At 44.6% G+C, this 19,335-nt stretch carries 17 protein-coding genes; 4 read left to right on the top strand and 13 right to left on the bottom strand.

All coding sequences use genetic code 11. From position 1 onward, the window contains the following. Positions 1-10: 10 nt before the first annotated feature. Both mfd and pth read right to left on the bottom strand, forming a co-directional pair. Positions 11-3,562 carry a transcription-repair coupling factor gene (mfd, locus tag ACYQ0Y_RS08795; protein ID WP_407883407.1) on the bottom strand — a complete coding sequence of 1,184 codons (3,552 nt, stop codon included), beginning with the start codon at positions 3,560-3,562 and terminating at the stop codon, positions 11-13. 48 nt (positions 3,563-3,610) lie between these two features. Further along, entirely contained in the window at positions 3,611-4,168 is a 558-nt protein-coding gene (pth, locus tag ACYQ0Y_RS08790; RefSeq protein ID WP_407883405.1) for an aminoacyl-tRNA hydrolase, read from the bottom strand. A gap of 253 nt (positions 4,169-4,421) precedes the next feature. Between pth and ACYQ0Y_RS08785 the strand changes: the two genes are divergently transcribed. Together ACYQ0Y_RS08785 and cbpA are read left to right on the top strand one after the other, a co-directional pair. After that, positions 4,422-5,384 (top strand): L-lactate dehydrogenase, encoded by a 963-nt coding sequence (locus tag ACYQ0Y_RS08785; protein ID WP_407883403.1) that lies wholly within the window; start codon positions 4,422-4,424, stop codon positions 5,382-5,384. Positions 5,385-5,573: 189 nt separating this feature from the next. Then, positions 5,574-6,212, top strand: a complete 639-nt coding sequence (gene cbpA, locus ACYQ0Y_RS08780; RefSeq protein ID WP_407883401.1) for a cyclic di-AMP binding protein CbpA — start codon at positions 5,574-5,576, stop codon at positions 6,210-6,212. Between the two features lie 86 nt (positions 6,213-6,298). On the opposite strand, the gene ACYQ0Y_RS08775 is transcribed toward cbpA, so the two are convergent. The 6 genes from ACYQ0Y_RS08775 to ACYQ0Y_RS08750 form a co-directional block, all read right to left on the bottom strand. Beyond that, positions 6,299-6,661 (bottom strand): type II toxin-antitoxin system PemK/MazF family toxin, encoded by a 363-nt coding sequence (locus tag ACYQ0Y_RS08775; RefSeq protein ID WP_407883399.1) that lies wholly within the window; start codon positions 6,659-6,661, stop codon positions 6,299-6,301. A 71-nt stretch (positions 6,662-6,732) separates the two neighbouring features. After that, entirely contained in the window at positions 6,733-6,987 is a 255-nt protein-coding gene (locus ACYQ0Y_RS08770; protein ID WP_407883397.1) for an antitoxin, read from the bottom strand. Between the two features lie 110 nt (positions 6,988-7,097). Continuing rightward, a complete protein-coding gene (gene alr / locus ACYQ0Y_RS08765; protein ID WP_407883395.1) occupies positions 7,098-8,228 on the bottom strand; it encodes an alanine racemase in 1,131 nt (376 codons plus the stop codon). 52 nt (positions 8,229-8,280) lie between these two features. Continuing rightward, positions 8,281-8,646, bottom strand: a complete 366-nt coding sequence (acpS, locus tag ACYQ0Y_RS08760; protein WP_407883393.1) for a holo-ACP synthase — start codon at positions 8,644-8,646, stop codon at positions 8,281-8,283. A 270-nt stretch (positions 8,647-8,916) separates the two neighbouring features. Beyond that, positions 8,917-10,452: a degradosome RNA helicase CshA gene (cshA, locus tag ACYQ0Y_RS08755; RefSeq protein ID WP_407883391.1), complete on the bottom strand. Its 1,536-nt coding sequence runs from the start codon at positions 10,450-10,452 to the stop codon at positions 8,917-8,919. A 290-nt stretch (positions 10,453-10,742) separates the two neighbouring features. Next, the gene (locus tag ACYQ0Y_RS08750; protein WP_407883389.1) at positions 10,743-12,125 is read right to left on the bottom strand and encodes a UDP-N-acetylmuramoyl-tripeptide--D-alanyl-D-alanine ligase; all 1,383 of its coding nucleotides are present in this window, start codon (positions 12,123-12,125) and stop codon (positions 10,743-10,745) included. 191 nt (positions 12,126-12,316) lie between these two features. On the opposite strand from ACYQ0Y_RS08750, the gene ACYQ0Y_RS08745 reads away from it, so the two are divergent. Together ACYQ0Y_RS08745 and ACYQ0Y_RS08740 are read left to right on the top strand one after the other, a co-directional pair. Further along, positions 12,317-12,784, top strand: coding sequence for a low molecular weight protein-tyrosine-phosphatase (locus tag ACYQ0Y_RS08745; protein WP_407883387.1), 468 nt, complete (start codon positions 12,317-12,319; stop codon positions 12,782-12,784). A 253-nt stretch (positions 12,785-13,037) separates the two neighbouring features. Beyond that, the gene (locus ACYQ0Y_RS08740) at positions 13,038-13,805 is read left to right on the top strand and encodes a CPBP family glutamic-type intramembrane protease (protein WP_407883385.1); all 768 of its coding nucleotides are present in this window, start codon (positions 13,038-13,040) and stop codon (positions 13,803-13,805) included. Positions 13,806-14,158: 353 nt separating this feature from the next. Here ACYQ0Y_RS08740 and ACYQ0Y_RS08735 read toward each other — a convergent pair whose 3' ends face one another. The 5 genes from ACYQ0Y_RS08735 to ACYQ0Y_RS08715 form a co-directional block, all read right to left on the bottom strand. Next, complete coding sequence (locus ACYQ0Y_RS08735; RefSeq protein ID WP_057810130.1) at positions 14,159-14,404, bottom strand: type B 50S ribosomal protein L31; 246 nt, start codon at positions 14,402-14,404, stop codon at positions 14,159-14,161. Positions 14,405-14,501: 97 nt separating this feature from the next. Continuing rightward, a complete protein-coding gene (murA, locus tag ACYQ0Y_RS08730; protein ID WP_407883382.1) occupies positions 14,502-15,785 on the bottom strand; it encodes a UDP-N-acetylglucosamine 1-carboxyvinyltransferase in 1,284 nt (427 codons plus the stop codon). Between the two features lie 270 nt (positions 15,786-16,055). Continuing rightward, on the bottom strand, positions 16,056-17,669 hold the full coding sequence (gene pyrG, locus ACYQ0Y_RS08725) for a CTP synthase (protein ID WP_407883380.1): 1,614 nt from the start codon (positions 17,667-17,669) through the stop codon (positions 16,056-16,058). 404 nt (positions 17,670-18,073) lie between these two features. After that, on the bottom strand, positions 18,074-18,679 hold the full coding sequence (gene rpoE, locus ACYQ0Y_RS08720; protein ID WP_407883378.1) for a DNA-directed RNA polymerase subunit delta: 606 nt from the start codon (positions 18,677-18,679) through the stop codon (positions 18,074-18,076). Positions 18,680-18,723: 44 nt separating this feature from the next. Beyond that, positions 18,724-19,155: a YwiB family protein gene (locus ACYQ0Y_RS08715; RefSeq protein ID WP_407883376.1), complete on the bottom strand. Its 432-nt coding sequence runs from the start codon at positions 19,153-19,155 to the stop codon at positions 18,724-18,726. Positions 19,156-19,335 lie beyond the last annotated feature (180 nt).

The raw sequence follows: 19,335 nt of genomic DNA, 5'->3' as shown, positions 1-19,335 counted from the left end.
TAGCCAAGACTTAATCGGCTGCGTTCGTCGAAGCCGTTTCAGCAGTTCTTGTTTCCGTTTGAACACCGACCGTCTCAGCCAACGCAGTCACAAAGGCACTCAATGATGCAAGCCATTGTGTCTCCGTCATTTTAGGCTGAATAACTAATTTGACGACCAATTGTCCCGCATTATCACTTACTGTGGCGCGTAACTTTGTTTCGGATAAGGCTTTAAAAATCGCCTCTCCTGACAAGATTCGACTACCTTCTGCAGACAAAGTCACTAAAATCACATCATCGGTACGGGCAATCTTACTGATGAGTGCCGCATCGGCAGTCATCTTTAAATGACCCACTGCCAACAAATTAGCGACTGCTTGAGGATAATCGCCAAAGCGATCAATTAAGTCCTCATCAACTTCCACGTACTGGGCTTCGTTGTCTAATTCACGAATTCGTTTGTATATTTCAATCTTCTGCCGTTCGTCAGCAATATACTCAGAGGGAAGATATGCTTCAATGCCCAATTCGATTTCCGTATCCGATCGCACTTGGACAGATTGTCCACGCTTTTTAGCGACAGCTTGCGAGAGCATCTGGGTGTACAAATCATACCCGACCGAGTCAATAAAGCCATGCTGCTGCTGACCTAACAGGTTTCCAGCCCCTCGAATAGACAGATCACGCATCGCAATTTTAAAACCAGAACCCAATTCAGTGAAATCGCGAATTGCTTCCAACCGCTTTTCACTTTCTTCGGTCAATACTTTATTGGGTTGATAAGTAAAGTAAGCATAAGCCACCCGATTGCTGCGTCCGATTCGACCTCGCAATTGATACAGCTGTGACAATCCCATATGATCAGCGTTCTCAATGAACATAGTATTTACGTTGGGAATGTCAACGCCGGTTTCAATAATTGTAGTCGTGACTAACACGTCGTACTCACCGCGAATGAAATCGTATAGAACACTTTCCAGTTGCGTTTCAGTCATTCGGCCATGGATATATGCCACGCGGGCATCTGGAACAAGTTGTTTCACATTGTCGACCACGCGTTCAATATCGTCAATGCGGTTATGCAGATAAAACACTTGGCCACCGCGGGCAAGTTCCCGGTTGATGCCATCTTGAACGGCAACCGGATTAGCCTCCATCACATACGTTTGAATGGGATAACGGTTCGCAGGTGGCGTCTCAATGACGGATAGATCGCGAACTCCAATCATCGACATGTTCAAGGTTCGTGGGATGGGCGTTGCCGTCAAAGTCAAGACATCCACTGACGCGCGCATTTGCTTAATTCGTTCTTTGTGTTTAACGCCAAAGCGTTGCTCTTCATCAACCAGTAGCAATCCTAAGTCCTTAAAAATGACATCTTTGGATAACAAACGATGCGTACCCACGACAATGTCAATTTCACCGCTTGCCACACCGGCCAGGGTCGCTTTCATTTGCTTGGGCGTATCAAACCGAGACAATATCCCGATTTTAACGGGAAAACCATCGAAACGCGCGGTCATCGTATCATAGTGTTGTTGCGCTAAAATTGTTGTTGGGACCAGAAAGGCGACTTGTTTCCGATCTTCAATCGCTTTAAAAGCTGCTCGCAAGGCCACCTCTGTTTTGCCGAAGCCGACATCGCCGACTAACAAACGGTCCATTGGCTTAGGCTGTTCCATATCATGCTTGATTTCATCAATACTCCGCAGTTGATCTGGTGTTTCAACGTAAGGAAATGCCGCTTCAAACTCAGCCTGATAGGCATCATCTGGCGGGAAAGCGTGACCTTTTTGCGCGGCTCTGGCGGCGTATAGGTCAACCAGCTCGTCGGCAATGTCTTCGATTTTACTGGCAACTTTACGTTTTGTCTTCGCCCACTCGGTTCCACCGAGCTTATTCACCCGTGGTTTTTTATCTTCAGACGAAACATACTTTTGAATCAAATTTAACTGCGTGACGGGAATGAAAATCTTCGCATTATCTTGGTAATCGATCGTAATGTAATCTTGGTGAACCCCATCCACTTCCAAGGTTTGCATTCCTTCAAAGCGGCCAATCCCGTGGTTGATGTGAACCACATAATCGCCAGGTTTTAATTCTGTATAACTCCGTAATCGTTCGGCATTGGCTAATGTTTGCCGTCGCGGTCGCTTTTTGGTGACTTTGGCAAACATTTCATTCTCAGTCACGACGACCAAGCCAGCTGCCGACAACTCGAATCCATTTTGCAAAGTGGCCGGCACCACTTGAACAGCGCCCTGGGTCAAGTTGCTGACCTTATCTAAACTGGCTTTTATCTCGAAATCGTGTAGGGTGTCATTGACCTTACTGATCCGGTCTTGATCATTGACCATGATAACCACGGTCTGGTGTTGTTTTTGCCAACGTTCAATTTCCGTCTTTAAAACCGGTAGCTGACCGAAAAATTTCTGCATATCCCGGCTAATAAAATTCGTCAGTTGATCAAAACGCATATTGCCCATGCCTTTTTGAAAAAGCGAGAAAAAGACTTGCACCTGTTTGATCTCACGGATCGTTTGCCGAAAATCATGGCCTAATGGTTGTTCTGGCAACATCGATTGCGTCCGCAAACGATCCGTGATCCAGTTGGCTTCATCTGTCGAAATCTGCCGATCTGTTTCAATTAACCGATTGTAATCATCGAATAAAACAACTCCATCAGTAGTCAAGTAATCCAGCAGCCCTGCCGGCTCTTGGTAAAACAAATGCGCGTACAACCCCAATTCGGGCACCGTGCTTGGCTGGGCATCATCTACGAGTAATTCGTCAAAGTGGGCCGTTAGCTGTTGACGCTCATCACCACTTAATGTGTTTGCGTACTTATCAACGAGCTGGCTTAGTTTCGCCTTACCACTGCTTAACTGAGTCGGATTCATCACTAATTCTGTAGCTGGTAAGACAGTGATCTGTTCAATTGTTTCGAGACTCCGTTGATTCTCGGGGTCAAAAGTTCGCAATGAATCAATCTGGGTATCGAAAAAATCCACTCGCACTGGATAATCAGCATCTAACGGATAAATATCAAAAATGGATCCGCGAACAGCAAAATCACCAGGACGAGCGACCAACTGCTCGTGTACATACCCCATCTGATGGAGTTGGTTTTGTAAGTCGCGTAATTGATAGTCTTGGCCGGTTACCAAAGTAAAGCTCGCCGCGGCAAAATCACTGGGTTGCGGCAAATACCGACGCAATCCCGCCAAATCACTGATAACGACAATTGGCGCTTGCCGTTGCAAGGCGTGTAAGGCACGAACCCGATCAGCTCGAGCCTCAGGCGAACTTACGGCTATTTCGGTGGCTAACATTTCCTCCGCGGGAAAGTTAAACACCTGCTCATCAGGCAGCACATTGGTTAAATCGTCAGCTAGTTGACCAGCATGAAAAGCCGTATCTGTCACCATCAATAACGGCTGCTTTAAATCTGCTAATAGTGTACTCAGTAAAAGTGAACGAGCTGAACCTGCCATTCCGGTCACTAATTGCCGGCGTTTATTGGTTCCTGCCAGAATCTGTTGGTACTCCGGCGCCGACCGCATAAAATCTTGTAATTCCATAATCTTCCTTCCGTATGACGATCATTAAAATGCACCAGCTGCTGACCCTTAATTAAACGAATTCATCACCTGATCAAACTCCGTCCCTGATAACCAGGCTTCAACTGCCGCTTGAGCATCATCCATCCCTGCTCGGATCCCCAATGTTTGCGCCTGGGTAAAGCGACCTAAAACGTAGTCAACGACACTGACAGAGGCAGGATGATCAATGCCAACGCGGACTCGTTTAAAGGCCGGTGTACCTAAATGGGCGATCAAACTTTTAATGCCATTATGACCACCAGCCGACCCTTTTTGTCGCAGCCGTATTTTACCGACTGGCAAATCCATGTCATCGTGAATCACGACTAAATCATCTAAGCTCACGTGATAATAGTCCATCAATGGCCGAACGGCACGGCCCGAATCGTTCATATATGTTGTTGGTTTAACCAATAATACTTTTTCATGTCCGATGAGTGCACTACCTATGAAAGCTTCTTGGCGCGCCCGTTTAAACGTAACACCATACTCATCCGCTAATTGATCGACAACCATAAACCCGACATTATGCCGTGTCCGTTCATACTCAGCACCAATGTTTCCTAACCCTACGACCATCTTCATTTATCTGTCCTTGCCCCACTCTTGATCATTAATTTTGTCTTTCCTACTATGCAAAAGGGCTGATCGATCGGTTTCCCTATCAATCAGCAATATTCGCTTCAGTTAAAATTGTTTTCAGACTTGTATTATAGCACATCCTCATCTCGAAGCGCCTAGGCGACACTGGTCTAGGACGACTTAATGCGGTATTTCACAAGGCCTCCATATGTTATACTTACACCGGTTACAAAATAAAAATTTAGTTATAGAGAGGATGATTATTTTGGCTACAAATCATCAAAAAGTATTGCTTGTTGGTGACGGAGCAGTAGGTTCAAGTTACGCTTTCGCCATGGCACAACAAGGCCTCGCAGAAGAATTCGTCATTGTCGACGTCTTGAAAGATCGGACTGAAGGGGACGCTTTAGACCTTGAAGACACCTTGGCATGGCTCACGCCAAAGAAGATCTACTCTGGTGAATACAGCGATGCTAAAGACGCTGATCTCGTTGTTATCACAGCTGGGGCACCACAGAAGCCCGGTGAAACTCGCCTAGACTTAGTGAACAAAAATTTAAAAATCTTGTCAACGATCGTTAAACCAATTGTTGACGCTGGTTTTAGCGGCATCTTCTTAGTGGCGGCTAACCCAGTTGACATTTTAACTTATGCGACTTGGAAATGGTCAGGCTTTGACAAGAGTCGGGTCATTGGTTCAGGAACTTCATTAGATACTTCCCGTCTACGAGTTGCATTAGGCAAGAAGTTCAACGTGGATGCGCGTGACGTTAATGCTTATATCATGGGTGAACACGGCGACTCCGAATTTGCTAACTTTGATGAAGCAACGATTGCCGGCAAGCCATTACTACAAATTGCTGAAGAAAATGGCGTTTCTCGTGATGACCTAGCCACAATTGAAGATGAAACACGGCACAAAGCCTACGAAATCATTAACCGTAAAGGAGCCACTTTCTACGGCGTTGCAACTTCATTGATGCGGATTTCACGGGCAATTTTGCGGGATGAAAATGCGATCTTGCCAGTTGGCGCTCCACTAGATGGCGAATACGGCTTAACTGATACCTTTATTGGTTCACCTGCCGTCATCAATGGTCAAGGAATTGACCGTGTGGTTGAAGTACCATTATCGGCTGATGAAAAAGAAAAGATGGCAGCTTCTGCAGCAACTTTAAAAGAGGTTCGTGATAACGGCTTCAAAGAAACTGGCCTATAATTTGAATCAGCTTATTAGTTACCTTGACTAATGCTGCTCTAACCGATGTCTAACTTAGGCATCGGTTTTTTTAGACTACTTTTTTGATTTAAATCCGTCATGACACCATCCTTGATCCCCGATTGTCGTTAAGGTGTGGTATGATGAAAACAACATTCTTACCATTTTTTAATTTTTGGAGGTCGCTGCATGTTATTAAAAACGCTCGTTAAACCTTACGACAGTATCACCACAGTGCGTGAGGATGTCACTTTAGAAGAAGCTTTGAAAGTGTTAGAAGATTCCGGCTTCCGTTGTGTACCAATTTTAGACGAAACTGGCAAGATTTTCCGCGGTAACATTTACAAAATGCACATTTATCGACACAAATCACGTGGTGGTGACATGAGCTTACCAGTTACTACCTTGCTCAAAAATGCAACGAAATTCATTTCCATCAATGATGCCTTTTTTAAAGTCTTTTTCTCAATCAAGGATCTACCTTACATTGCAGTATTAGATGAAAATAACTACTTTTATGGCATTTTAACGCATACTCGTTTGCTAGACATGTTGTCTCAAAGTTGGAATTTCAACGTTGGCAGTTATGTCTTAACCGTGGTTTCCCAAGGTGAACGTGGTGATTTAGCTAACATCTCAAAAATCATTACGAAATACACTTCCATCGCTTCGTGTATGACACTAGATGTGCAGGCCGGTGAATTGGTCCATCGAACCCTCTTCACCTTACCCGCCGATGTCGACGAAGAACGTTGTCAAAAAATCATCAAGGCTTTAAACCGTAAACAATTTCGCGTTTCCGAAGTTGAAAATTTACAACTCGAATAACCAACTGTAACTAAAATCGGCACCGCTCAGCTAAATTACTTAAGCTGAGCGATGCCGATTTTCGTCTGTTAATTTATATTTTGAGTTCAATCACGTTCGACTAATCCAACACTAATTCCTAGTGCACGATCGACCCGATTCATTACCGAATCATCTAAATGAGTCACACGATCACGAAGACGTTGCTTGTCAATGGTGCGAATCTGTTCTAATAAGATTACCGAATCCTTGCCAATACCATTACCCTTGGCGGGCACCCCGACATGGGTCGGCATCTTCGGCTTACTGATACGAGCCGTGATTGCCGCAACGATTACCGTCGGGCTATAATGATTGCCGATATTATTTTGTACGATTAGCACTGGTCGCATGCCACCTTGCTCTGATCCCACAACAGGGGACAGATCGGCATAAAAAATATCCCCGCGCCTTACTTCCACGTTTGCCAACTACCTAAGAACCTCTCTTTAAGTCAATATGTAAATGGAGCGACTGCTCCATTGCTACGAAGACAAGCTGCTTAACGATCTAAGCGAGCAACTTCTGCCTCCGTTGCGGAAAATTCATCAGCGATTTCTTCATTCAGTTGTCCCATGGCTAAGTAGCCTTGCGCCAATTGATTAAAATCAGCTGATTGGTGATTCTCCAGAAAGTGACCGAGAACAGAATTAATTAATTCATTCGGATCCAAACTGAAAAATTCACAGTATGCATTGAGCTCAGTTAGCGTCGCATCATCAAAACTAACTGGTACTTGACGTCCATCCTTTGCCATGCTGACTCCCCCGCATCCATCCTTCTACCAATCGCTTGGTGCCTACATTTTAGCATGTTTTAAGTGAAAATTATCAATTACACAAAACTGTAATATTTGACGGCCGCTAGCTAGTTTTCATAAACCCGTTGGATACGCATGTTGAGATTGGTCGCAATCTCGTAATGAATGGTTCCCGCATACGTTGCAATGTCTTGCATCGTAATTGTCTCTGCTCCATCTTCGCCGATTAACGTCACTAATGCGTCAACTGGATATTCACGAGGCAATCGAACCATCAACTGGTCCATGCAAACCCGGCCGACAATTTCACAGCGCTGACCGTCCACCAAGACGTAGAAGCCTTGCATTCGTCGGGGATAACCATCCGCATAGCCAATCGGCAAAGTTCCAATCCATTCATCATGTCTAGCCGTGTAGGTTGCCCCATAACTAACTGAGTCCCCAGCTGCCAAACGTTTGACAAAAGCTAGCCGTGTCGTAAGACGTAACGCCGGTTCTAACGGATATGGACTGGTCAAACTGCCTCCCGAAGGATTTAAACCGTAGATACCCACGCCAAACCGAATCATATTGCCATTACAAGCTTCATGCCATAATGATGTGGCGGTATTAGACACATGCACATAACGCGGACGTCGCGGTACCACCGCCATCATCGCTTGCCAACGTTGTACCTGATGATCAAAATAGCGATGATCAGCTTCATCGGCCGTCGCAAAGTGGGTAAAAATCCCTTCGAAATTAAATTTGTTCGGATATTGGGCTAAAACAGTCAATCCATCAGCTAATTCGGTCGGTTTCTGAAAACCAATTCGCCCCATCCCCGTATCTAATGCGAGGTGGATGCGCAATTGCCCAGTAAGCATTGGTGCTGCATCAGTCAACCACTGCTGATCACCCACAGTTAGCGCAATATTATGCTCACAGGCAATCTGTGCCCAAGTGACCGGTGTAACACCCAATACCAAAATTGGGGCGGTGATACCGGCTTCGCGTAGGACCAACGCTTCATCTAAGATGGCCACACACAGCCCGGTGGCACCAGCAGCCAAGGTAGCTCGAGCCATTTCAACCAGTCCATGACCATAGCCATTGGCTTTGATAACGGCAAACATTTCCGTCCCCGGTTTGGCGCGCTGCAATTCGGCCTGAATGTTGTGCCTAATTGCCGCAAGATTGATGTGCGCGATGGTTGGCCGGTGCCGCCCAATAATCTGTGACGTCGTTGTATCTGTCAAAAGAATTGCCCCATTTCAAAAGTTAAATAATCACCAATCACCCGATTTAATCCTAATGGATCTCAGGCTGTTCTAAAATCACTTGAGTCATGACTTGCGTAGCCGTGTGGGAGATAGAAATGTGCGCTGGCCCATTAAATGGGTGCATTGTTAACATCGGCTTGCCTAACTTATCGTCAAGAATTTCAAGATCTTGAAATCCGACTGCATGTCCAAGACCAGTGCCTAATGCTTTGCTGTAAGCTTCTTTAGCAGAAAAACGTCCAGCTAAGAACTCCAGTTTGCGCTGACCTTTCAGTGTCGCCATAGCCAATTGTTCATCCGCCGTGAGCACCTTCGCCGCAAATTTTGGAAACCGTTGATTCAAATCCGCTACCCGCTCGATATCCGTTAAATCAATCCCGGTGCCAAAAATCATGCTATTCGCTCCTGTCTCTCTTTACTATCGATCTAGACTAGTGACATCTAAGCGAAATTATAGCATAGAACTGCGCATCAATTCGGTGCCAATGTTTTAAAGATCAGAGCGGAACATGCCTGGGTGATGTCGAGCACTAGCGGGGACTGACTGGTTGGCGTTCATTGCCAATTAGGCAGGCTGGGCTAGGCACAGACATCAGGCTTAGCGAACATAAAAAAGCCCCCGTCGGCGATCAACCCGAGCAGAGGCATGAATAAATATTAATAATTAGTTATGCTTAATGGAATAGCTACGTTTGCCACCGCCATTGCGGCTGCTGTTACCATTACGCGAGCCGGAGCGATGATCATAATGTCCGCGATTACCATTTTCGCGTTCACGTGATGATCGACTGTTATGTCCGTTACGGCTGTTGTTACCACCACGGTAATTCCGACCGCCACCATTTCGGCTCCGGCCACCACCGCCACCACCGTGACGCCGTGGCAATGGACGTTCTGGTGTAATATGGACGGGCACATCATGCTCATCACCAGGTGTCAAATTGCTTAGCAAGGCTGCCACTAAGTCATTGGCATCATAGTGAGCTAATAAATCAGCCGCTTCTTGGTCAAATTTATCGGTATCAGCATGTTCAACAAGCTCTGCGACTGTATTTTCTGCAGCAGCTAACTGCCCAGCAAATGCTTCAGCAGCTGAAGGTGGCTTCAATGGTAACATCCGCACCTTCGTTAGCTTTTCAATCTCACGCAGATAATCCATTTCGTTTGGCGTTACAAATGTCAAACTAGTTCCATGATGCCCGGCACGGCCAGTCCGGCCAATTCGGTGAACATAGCTTTCGGGATCTTGTGGGATGTCATAGTTGTACACATGGGTTACCCCAGAAATGTCCAAACCACGAGCGGCCACGTCCGTTGCCACTAAAATATCCAATTTACCATCACGGAATTGTTTCAAAATTTGTGAACGCCGTTGTTGGGTTAAATCACCATGAATCCCGGCAGCATTATACCCACGAGCTTCCAAACCTTTCGACAATTCATCGACGCGCCGTTTTGTCCGACCAAATACAATCGTTAGATCAGGATCTTGTACATCAAATAACCGCGTCATTAAGTCAAACTTTTCATATTCTTTTGACTTTACGTAGAATTGATCCACTAAATCAGTGGTTAATTCCTTAGCCTTAATTCGGACTTCTTTAGGAGCACTCATGAATTGAATGCCAATCCGCCGAATCTTATCTGGCATTGTTGCTGAGAACAGCAGGGTTTGACGCTTTTCAGGCACCATCTTGATGATGCTTTCGATATCATCAAGGAAGCCCATATCTAGCATTTCATCAGCTTCGTCTAAGACTAACGTTTGCACGTGATCTAAACGAATCGTCTTCCGATTAATATGATCAAGTAATCGTCCTGGCGTACCAACGACAATCTGCGGGTGGTTCTTAAGGCTGTTAATTTGACGACGAATGTCTGCGCCACCATAAACAACTTGGACCCGTGCCCGTTCATATTTACCCAAGCGATATAATTCTTCTTGAGTTTGAATGGCTAATTCCCGTGTTGGTGAAACAATCAATGCCTGAACATTTGGGTTTTCGGTATCGATACGATCCAAAATTGGTAACCCAAAGGCCGCCGTCTTCCCCGTCCCAGTTTGAGCCTGACCAATGACATCATCACCAGCCAAAACCAATGGAATGGTCTGTTCTTGGATCGGGGTTGCTTCTTCATAGCCACTTTCATCAATGGCTTTTAGCAGGTCTTTATTCAGACCTAGTTCTGCAAACTTCAAATTAGTTCCTCCTCAAATCAAAAGGTTTCGTCAACACTAGCAAAAATCCGTCTGCTAAAGCGTGAAAACGGCCGTCCTGATTCGTTTTTTCTTGTGTGATATTCAATTTTTAACGCGTGCACGTTTAAAAAACGCAACTGTAATAGTTTAACGCGTTACGCAGCGATAAGCAAATGTTTCCTAGTCTGAACTAGCCGTCTTAAGTTCGCTAGGCTCTCGCAATCGCCTTAGTGTATAAAAAACAATGACGTCCCCAAATGGTAACGTCATTGTTGATATAAAAACTCAATTTAACTTTGTAAAGCCGTTAAAACCGTTTCCAAGTGCAATCCATGACTAGCCTTCAAGACAACTTCATCGTCGGCAGTAATATCAGCCAATAATTCCGCGATTAACTGTTCTTTACCCGCTGTTGGATAATAGTGAATAGCTGCCTTCGGATAACTAGTCGTCAGCGTTTGAGCTAGTGCTTGCATGTGTGGACCAATCAAATAAACTTCCTCAATCTGATCTGGAACTAATGCCTCAGCCACAGAAGCATGCAGCGCATCAGCATCTTGACCTAACTCTAGCATGTCACCAAGAACTGCAATGTGGCGACCCTTTGCTGGTGTTTGCGCAAACAAACGCAGGACATCTTTCATCGCTGTCGGGTTAGCATTATAAACATCACTTAAAATGGCCTCACCCTTGGCACCAGTCAACCACTGTGTCCGATTCTTGGTAATGGCCACCGCACCTAAACCCTTCACGAGATTCGCTGTCCGAATGTGAAATAACTGGGCGACCGTCAAAGCCGCTAATGCATTATTAACGTTATAGTCACCCATCAAAGGAATCGTAAATATTTCATCAGGCCATTGGTTCACAGTAAACGTCGTTGTGTGCAAATTTGTATCCTGATTAATTTGTGTCGGATATAAATCGTTAGCGCTTTGTTGTCCAAACGTCCGCTGTTCATTAGCAATGTTTTGGGCACGACTCACCAGTAGTGGCTCATCCCCGTCGTAAACAAAGCGACCGTCCGCTTTTAGCCCGTGAGTAATTTCCATTTTTGCATCGGCAATCTTATCGCGTGTACCGAAGAACTCAATATGCGCTTCACCAATCATCGTAATTACCGCGACATCTGGCGCTACTAACCGACTCAATTCATCCAGCTGGCCGAAACGATCCATACCTAATTCAACGACCAAAACTTCCGTATTTGCTTCCATCGAGAGTACCGTGAATGGTACCCCTACTTCATTATTGTAATTAGCGTAAGTCTTCACCACGTTGTATTCCGTGCTAAGCAAACTTGCCGTCATGTCTTTCGTTGTTGTTTTCCCGTTGCTGCCAGTAATCGCAACTACTTGTGGATTAATCTTGGCCAACCAATAGGCGGCCAATTGCGTCATCGCGATTAGTGGATCATCCACGATTAAAACTGGAAAGTCGTGTGGCGCATGGTCAGCTTCGTCGGCAGCCCATAAGCTCGCTATCGCCCCATGCTCGCGTGCACTGTCAATGAATTCATGACCATCATGCTCGCCACGAAGCGGTACAAATAGCGACTCGGAAGCCAACTGTCGACTATCAAAGTGTACAGATGTCACCGTAATAGTAGCTGACTCGCCTAAATCATTTTGTGCATCAACTGCCTTCGCAATTTCTGCTAACTGCATTTTCATGATAAACCCCTCATATCACACCATTTAACTGGCTGTGTTCACGCCATTTCGACTAAATTGCGTGATAAACTACATTAGTCAATCAATCACAATTGTTTATGATTATACCATATCTCATAATTCAACTAAATTTCTTGCAAGACGCCACTCAACACGGCACAATTAAACTAAATTATCTGATGGAGGTTTTCATGCAAAACGTTCTGTTCGTTTGTCTTGGTAACATTTGTCGATCGCCAATGGCTGAAGCCATGTTCCAACGACTCATCAACCAAGCTGGTTTACAAAGTAAAATCCAGACTGAATCAGTCGCCACCAGCAATTGGGAAGAAGGTAACCCGCCTCATCCTGGCGCGCAACATATCTTAGCTGAACATGGGTTATCGATTGCCAATCATCGCTCCCGCCCCATTACCACCGCTGACTATGATCAAGCTGACTGGATCATCACGATGGATCGTGAAAATGTCGCCAATTTACGAGAATTATTGCCCACTAATCAATATTACAAAATCCATCTGGCTTATGACGTCATTCCCACTGAAAGCGGCAAAGAAATTCCCGACCCGTGGTACTCACACAATTTTGCCTTAACCTATCGCCAGTTGGCTGAAGTATTACCGCTATGGTTGGCAAAAGTCCAACAAAATCTATCATAACCTGATGTGGTTTTTAACCTATCCTGTTAGTCCCCAGCTGAGCATTTTATCATGTTCAGCTGGGAATTTTTCATTGCTTCCGTTAAATACACCGCCTAATACTGCTCGTTAGTACTTCATTCCATTGGGCCCTGCCTATTGACTACCTCACTTTTCTAATCACCAATCTCCCAACAATTTGTGGAGAACAAAAATTGCGCCCATTATCCATCATTTGTACACTTATCTCATTAACTAATTTGGGGGCGTCATCATGAAAAATGGCATTCTGTTTGAAAAAAAGCGAGAAACGAGGGGATTTCCGCTGATCGATTATGATCGAGGTGCCTCGACAAAACATTTGGTCATCTTATTAATTGTCACAATTTTGGCTTCGCTCATGCTTGTTTTCGCCGACCCAATTAAGAATGTATGGCTTAATTTTATCTTTGAAAATATCGTGCCATTTATCATATTTATCATCGCGTTTAATACTTTGTCTGGTTCTAAGATTAGCCAATTATTCAGACGCTTAACTTGGCGAGATTTGGGGTTCGGTCTGGTCATGTTAATTGCCGGCACAATTTATAGTAACGTAGCGGTTACTCTATTAAAAGAACTCCACTATCAGGCAGTAGCTGACTCGACGACAAGTGTTCTACTCCATACGGCTAAAGATGTCATACTCGAAAAGTTTACCGTATTGGAAATTGGCGACGTTCTAGAAACCTTTTCTGAAGAATTTCTCGCTCTCTTTTCATTTTTAATTGTCGCAGCGCTTATCCAAAGACACACACAGTTGTCGAGAAATAAAGCTCTCGTAATCTCCTGGATCATTTCCATGTTCATATTTGGTGCCATGCATTTTAAGGCCTATGATTTTCATTTCCTCGAAATGTTTTTTGCCGTTGGCGTCTCTCGCTTCTTTGATACTGGTGTTTACATTCGGACCAAAAATATTTTTATCACTTTTCTATCACATTTTTTGTTTGATTCATTTGGCTTTTTAGCCGTAACGCTTAGAGTCTTGACAGGACTTTAACCAGTTATACCTGGCAAAATTTCAAACGCCCACGCATGCATTTGATTTGCAGCGTGGGTGTTTTTAGACCTTCGTTAAATGTCAATCCTCGTACACAAGTCGCTCGTAGTTGATTTTAAGAGCTCCTAATCCTCTTCGTTGATTATGCTAATTTATCGATCAAACTCGTTTCATGCCATTGGCGGAACCTGATAACTAAATTCCAGCAGACTTGTCTCGTAGTAGTAGGAAAAAGAAATTAGGCTTTTATAGCTCGACAAAAAAGCGAACAACGGCATTAGCCATCATTCGCTTCAAGCGTAGTTATAAGCTGCATTTTATCAGCCAGCTTAGTTTACGTTAACTTGATCAGTTTACTTCAAACCATACTTCTTGTTGAACTTGTCAACCGCACCATCGGCTTGAGTGAACTTCTGCTTCCCAGTGTAGAATGGATGTGAGTCAGAAGTGATTTCAACCCGGATTAATGGGTAGGTGTTGCCGTCTTCCCAGTCAGTGGTTTCTTGAGAAGTCGCCGTTGAGCCTGAAATGAACTTAAAACCAGTGGTTGAGTCCATAAAGACAACTTGGTGGTAATCTGGATGAATGCCTTGTTTCATGAGTGTAATCTCCTTTGCCATGAGTCATTTGCTGAGTCATAGTTACATGTAATCAACCCAAACAATATACCATGAATGAGTCTAGCGCGCAAGGTCACTAATACTCAAAGACACCGGCATCGGTATCTTCAATAATTTGGACTTGTGCGCCTAATGCTTTAAGCTTTTCCGAAATACGATCATAGCCTCGTAGAATGTTTTCTGCATTGTTAATGGTCGTTTTACCATCTGCCATCAAAGCAGCGATAACTAACGCCGCGCCAGCACGAATTTCGCCAGCTGCGACTGTGGTGCCAGTCAATTGATCACAATGATTGACTACAATCATCTTATCTTCCAGCGTGATATTTGCACCCATTCGGTTGAGTTCAGCAATGTGCTTTGTGCGTTCTGGGTAAATTGTGTCGATAATGAGACTAGAACCGTTAGCTAAGCCCATCAGCGGGGTAATCGGTTGCTGTAAGTCGGTGGCGAAGCCTGGATAAGGCATCGTTTTGACTTGAATTGGTGATAGATCATTAGATTTATGCACATAAATGCTATCTTCACTGATATCCAATTTAACACCTAGCTCTTGTAGCTTGGCAGTAAACGCTTCGAGGTGTTCTGGAATAACATTTTGGATATTAATCCCTGAACCGATCGCTGCGGCCATGGACAAATATGTGCCAGCTTCAATGCGATCGGGAATGATTGTGTGTGTATTCGACGCTTGGAGCGTTGACACGCCCTCAATACGGATCACATCAGTCCCGGCGCCGCGAATTTTTGCACCCATATTATTCAAAAATGTCGCCAAGTCAATAATTTCTGGCTCTTTGGCCGCATTTTCGATCACTGTCAAACCGTCAGCTTTCACTGCCGCTAAGATGATGTTCATCGTCGCGCCCACGGAAACCAAATCCAAAAAGATCCGCGCCCCATGCAACCCTGCGCTAGCGTCAATATGCACAGCATCATCAATTTCGGTGACTTGGGCGCCTAAGGCTTTAAATCCCTTAATGTGCTGATCAATCTGCCGCGGACCGATATTGTCACCACCAGGAAATGAAACAGTCGCCCGTTTAAAACGACCTAATAAAGCCCCCATGAAATAATATGAGGCTCGTAAACTCTTAATCGCTTTTCCAGGCAAGGCGTTTTCTTCAATCTGGGTGGGATCAATGTCGAGTACACCATTTTCAAAATGGGAGGACACGTTCATTGAATCGAGAATTGCCATTAAATTATGGACATCCAAGATGTCAGGCACCGAATCAAATTGAACCGGTGTATCAGCCAAAATTGCTGCCGGAATCAAAGCAACTGTGCTATTTTTGGCACCGCCGATAGTCACCTCACCAGATAAACGGTGACCTCCTTGGATGATCATTGATTTCATGCGTTATTCCTCTCTCATCACATCAGCTGCCGCAAGCAGCCATATGTTTACACTTAAATTTATCTACTGCTTCATTTGCTCAACCACTAATGGGGAGCACGCAATTATCTTCAATACTAATGAACGAACCTTTAAAACACAATAAGAGGATCCGCTTCTCAGTATATTTTTAGAAAATGTTTTAGAACCAAAAACATCCACTAAGTGATTGAATCTGCCAAGTCTTCAATCGAACCTAATGGATGTTATTAATTGTCGTAATAAACGCAACTATTGACGACTAATGTGCTCGTCATCAGCAGCTTTCACAAAGGCCTTAAAGAGCCCTTCTGGACGATCCGGACGAGATAAAAATTCAGGATGATATTGCGCGGCCACGAAAAATTTGTTCGTTGGTAACTCAATCACTTCAACCAACCGGTTATCTGGAGATGTTCCTGAAAAGACTAAACCATGTGCGGTCATCTGTTCACGGAAAGCATTGTTGAATTCGTAACGGTGACGATGACGTTCAGAAATAACCTCTTCATTATCATAAGCAGCGGCCGTTAACGTCCCCGGCTTCAATTTCGCCGGGTAGGCGCCAAGTCGTTGTGTGCCACCGAGGTCTTTGACATTTTCTTGATCAGACATCAAATCAATCACTGGATATGGCGTATCCGGATCAATTTCTGTCGAGTTAGCATTCTTCAAGCCAACGACATCACGGGCAAATTCGACACATGCCATTTGCATTCCTAAGCAGATTCCTAAATATGGCACATCGTGTTCACGGGCATATTTGATGGCCAAAATCTTACCTTCAGTTCCGCGACCACCGAAGCCGCCCGGCACCAGAATCCCGTCAGCATCAGCCAATAATTCATCCACATTATCAGCGTTGATCTGTTCGGAATTGAAATGATTGATCTTAACATCCGCATCCACTACGTAACCAGCAGATTTCAATGCCTCGTTAACAGAAATATACGCATCTTGAAGATCAGTATACTTGCCCACCAAGTCAATCGTAATTGTCTTGTGCAGGTTTTGAACATGTTGCTCTAACTGCCGCCATGCGGTCATATCAGCTGCAGGGGCATCAACTTGAAAGTGGTTCAAAACAATGTCATCCATGTGTTGGTCTTGCAGTGCTAACGGTACCGTGTACACCGTTGGCACATCCATCGATTCAACCACGGCCTCAGGCTCAACATCACAGAAAGAAGCGATCTTATTGCGCATCGATTGCGTAATTGGTTTCTCTGTACGAACGACTAGCATATTAGGCTGAATTCCTAAACCGCGTAGTTCCTTAACACTATGTTGGGTAGGTTTCGTTTTCATTTCACCGGCAGCCCGCAAGTATGGAATTAATGTCGTATGGATATAGAAAACATTGTCGCTACCAACTTCTGTCTTCATTTGCCGCAAGGCTTCGATAAATGGTAATGACTCAATATCGCCGACTGTTCCACCAATTTCAGTAATCACAACGTCAGCATCTGTAGTCTGACCAGCTCGCATGATTTTTTCTTTAATCGCGTCGGTAATGTGAGGAATAACTTGGACAGTCGCCCCCAAGTAATCCCCACGACGTTCCTTTTGTAAAACTTCTTGGTAGATTTTCCCCGTTGTAACGTTTGAGTATTTATTCAGGTTAATATCAATAAAACGCTCGTAGTGGCCTAAATCCAAATCAGTTTCCGTACCATCATTGGTGACAAAGACTTCACCGTGTTGGTATGGACTCATCGTCCCTGGGTCCACGTTAATGTATGGATCAAACTTTTGAATGGTGATCTTTAAACCACGATTCTTCAGCAGTCGTCCTAACGAGGCTGCAACGATCCCTTTCCCAATTGACGAAACCACACCACCGGTGACAAAAATGTATTTGGTCATCTAAATAAATGCTCCTTCTCTTATTTTGCGGGGAATATCTAACAACGAAAAAACTCCCAATTCAAAAGAATTGGGAGCCTTAATTACAACTTAACTGTGCCCGTTCACTGAACGGGGCCCAAAAAATATAATACCGACTTTATGCATGTGGGTCAAGAAAAAAGATCAGAACGCTCGCCATCGCGGGTGAAGGTGAGCACCAACAGATAATCGTAATTGGGCGGTCTTGGCCCGGTTACGGTTGTTAGTTGGGCGCAACCTTCAGCGATGGCGAGCGTGTTTAGGAAAGCGTGTGTACCAGCCCGGGTAAAGACGAGCACCAACGGACACCAAAAAAAGTAGCGTCTACAGCCATCGCCATAGACGCTACTTCCTAATGAGACAGTCGCACAATTTAAAGGCTCCTATTCAGGATCATCCTCATCATCGCCGTTTTCTTCGTCATCATCATCGTCGTCATCATCATTTAATTCGGCGAGCTGACCCTCGATGCCATCTGGTAACTCTTCATCAGTGTCATCGTTTTCGGTATCATCATCGTCATCATCAAAATCATTGTCTTGCGTATCTGGTCCATCTTGACTGTCATCATCATCTGACTGACCAAAGTCGTCATCTTCTGGATCGTCATCATCGTAGTCAATGACATCATCGTCATCAGCCGCGTCCGCCAAAAAGGCATTAACCTTACGACGCTTTTTACGCTTTGGCTGGTCTTCGTCTTCTTCACCGTTAATCGTAGCTTCATCGATCGAGTCAAATGGGTACCACGTCCGCAGACCCCATGTGTTATCTCCGAGGGAAATGAAGCTGCCATCAACGTTTAAGTCAGTATAAAATTGCGCCAAACGTGCGCGAACTTCTTCATCACTAGCGCCGAGGTACGTCTGAACCTCATTGGTTAGGTCAGCAAAGCCCATTGCTTCACCGTGCTGTGAGAGAATTGCGTGAGCAACTTCAATCATCGACAATTCTTTTTTATTTTGACCTTCGAAAATTTTAAGTTCCAAAATAAGGCCCGTCCTTTCGAGAGTGTACATCTTATCATAATGTCTTATACAGCAAATTGCAATCTAATTTGATAATCACCAATCAAGCTTTTCCCAGCCATTAATTCATAATCGACTGCGATGCGGCCAGCACTTAGGTCATCATTAAGCCGCACGTTTAATTGAGCCGTAGCTACCTCAATGGACATTGTGCCGTATGGTGTTCGATAACTGGTCGTCACTGCTTGACCATCTAGGAAATGTAACCGCAAACCATTGTCGCCGCTGCGCGTTAGCGTAATGTCTTCTGAACTAGTCAGCTTAAACGTCACTGGTGTCGGCGTCCCATTATCATCCTCCACATAGCGTAAGTAAAGCATGTCGTTGACCATAATCAGCCGGCCGGGCAAGGTGAAATCGAACTGTTCCGTTTCACCAGCCTGCGTGATATTTGTTTGCAAATAAACTGTGACCGTTTGTTCAAACTGCTGTGCCACCTTGACCCCCCACTTTCTGCTAACCATTTAACTCTAGCTTTAAATTATACCTTAATATTAATCAATTCGCTCAGATGATGTTCCAACCAAACCGTCAGCCATGGTAACCGTGCAGACTTGGCCTTGTTTGGGTATAATAGTCGCAGTGATAAAAACGCTATCATCCTTAATCCTTATGAG

Source organism: Furfurilactobacillus curtus (assembly GCF_054657915.1).
This window is presented reverse-complemented; position numbering and strand designations above follow the sequence as displayed.

Coding starts and splice junctions, on each gene's coding strand:
- mfd (WP_407883407.1), bottom strand. CDS start 3,562: ATGGAATTACAAGATTTTATGCGGTCGGCGCCGGAGTACCAACAGATT.
- pth (WP_407883405.1), bottom strand. CDS start 4,168: ATGAAGATGGTCGTAGGGTTAGGAAACATTGGTGCTGAGTATGAACGG.
- ACYQ0Y_RS08785 (WP_407883403.1), top strand. CDS start 4,422: ATGATTATTTTGGCTACAAATCATCAAAAAGTATTGCTTGTTGGTGAC.
- cbpA (WP_407883401.1), top strand. CDS start 5,574: ATGTTATTAAAAACGCTCGTTAAACCTTACGACAGTATCACCACAGTG.
- ACYQ0Y_RS08770 (WP_407883397.1), bottom strand. CDS start 6,987: ATGGCAAAGGATGGACGTCAAGTACCAGTTAGTTTTGATGATGCGACG.
- acpS (WP_407883393.1), bottom strand. CDS start 8,646: ATGATTTTTGGCACCGGGATTGATTTAACGGATATCGAGCGGGTAGCG.
- ACYQ0Y_RS08750 (WP_407883389.1), bottom strand. CDS start 12,125: ATGAAAATGCAGTTAGCAGAAATTGCGAAGGCAGTTGATGCACAAAAT.
- ACYQ0Y_RS08745 (WP_407883387.1), top strand. CDS start 12,317: ATGCAAAACGTTCTGTTCGTTTGTCTTGGTAACATTTGTCGATCGCCA.
- ACYQ0Y_RS08740 (WP_407883385.1), top strand. CDS start 13,038: ATGAAAAATGGCATTCTGTTTGAAAAAAAGCGAGAAACGAGGGGATTT.
- ACYQ0Y_RS08735 (WP_057810130.1), bottom strand. CDS start 14,404: ATGAAACAAGGCATTCATCCAGATTACCACCAAGTTGTCTTTATGGAC.
- murA (WP_407883382.1), bottom strand. CDS start 15,785: ATGAAATCAATGATCATCCAAGGAGGTCACCGTTTATCTGGTGAGGTG.
- pyrG (WP_407883380.1), bottom strand. CDS start 17,669: ATGACCAAATACATTTTTGTCACCGGTGGTGTGGTTTCGTCAATTGGG.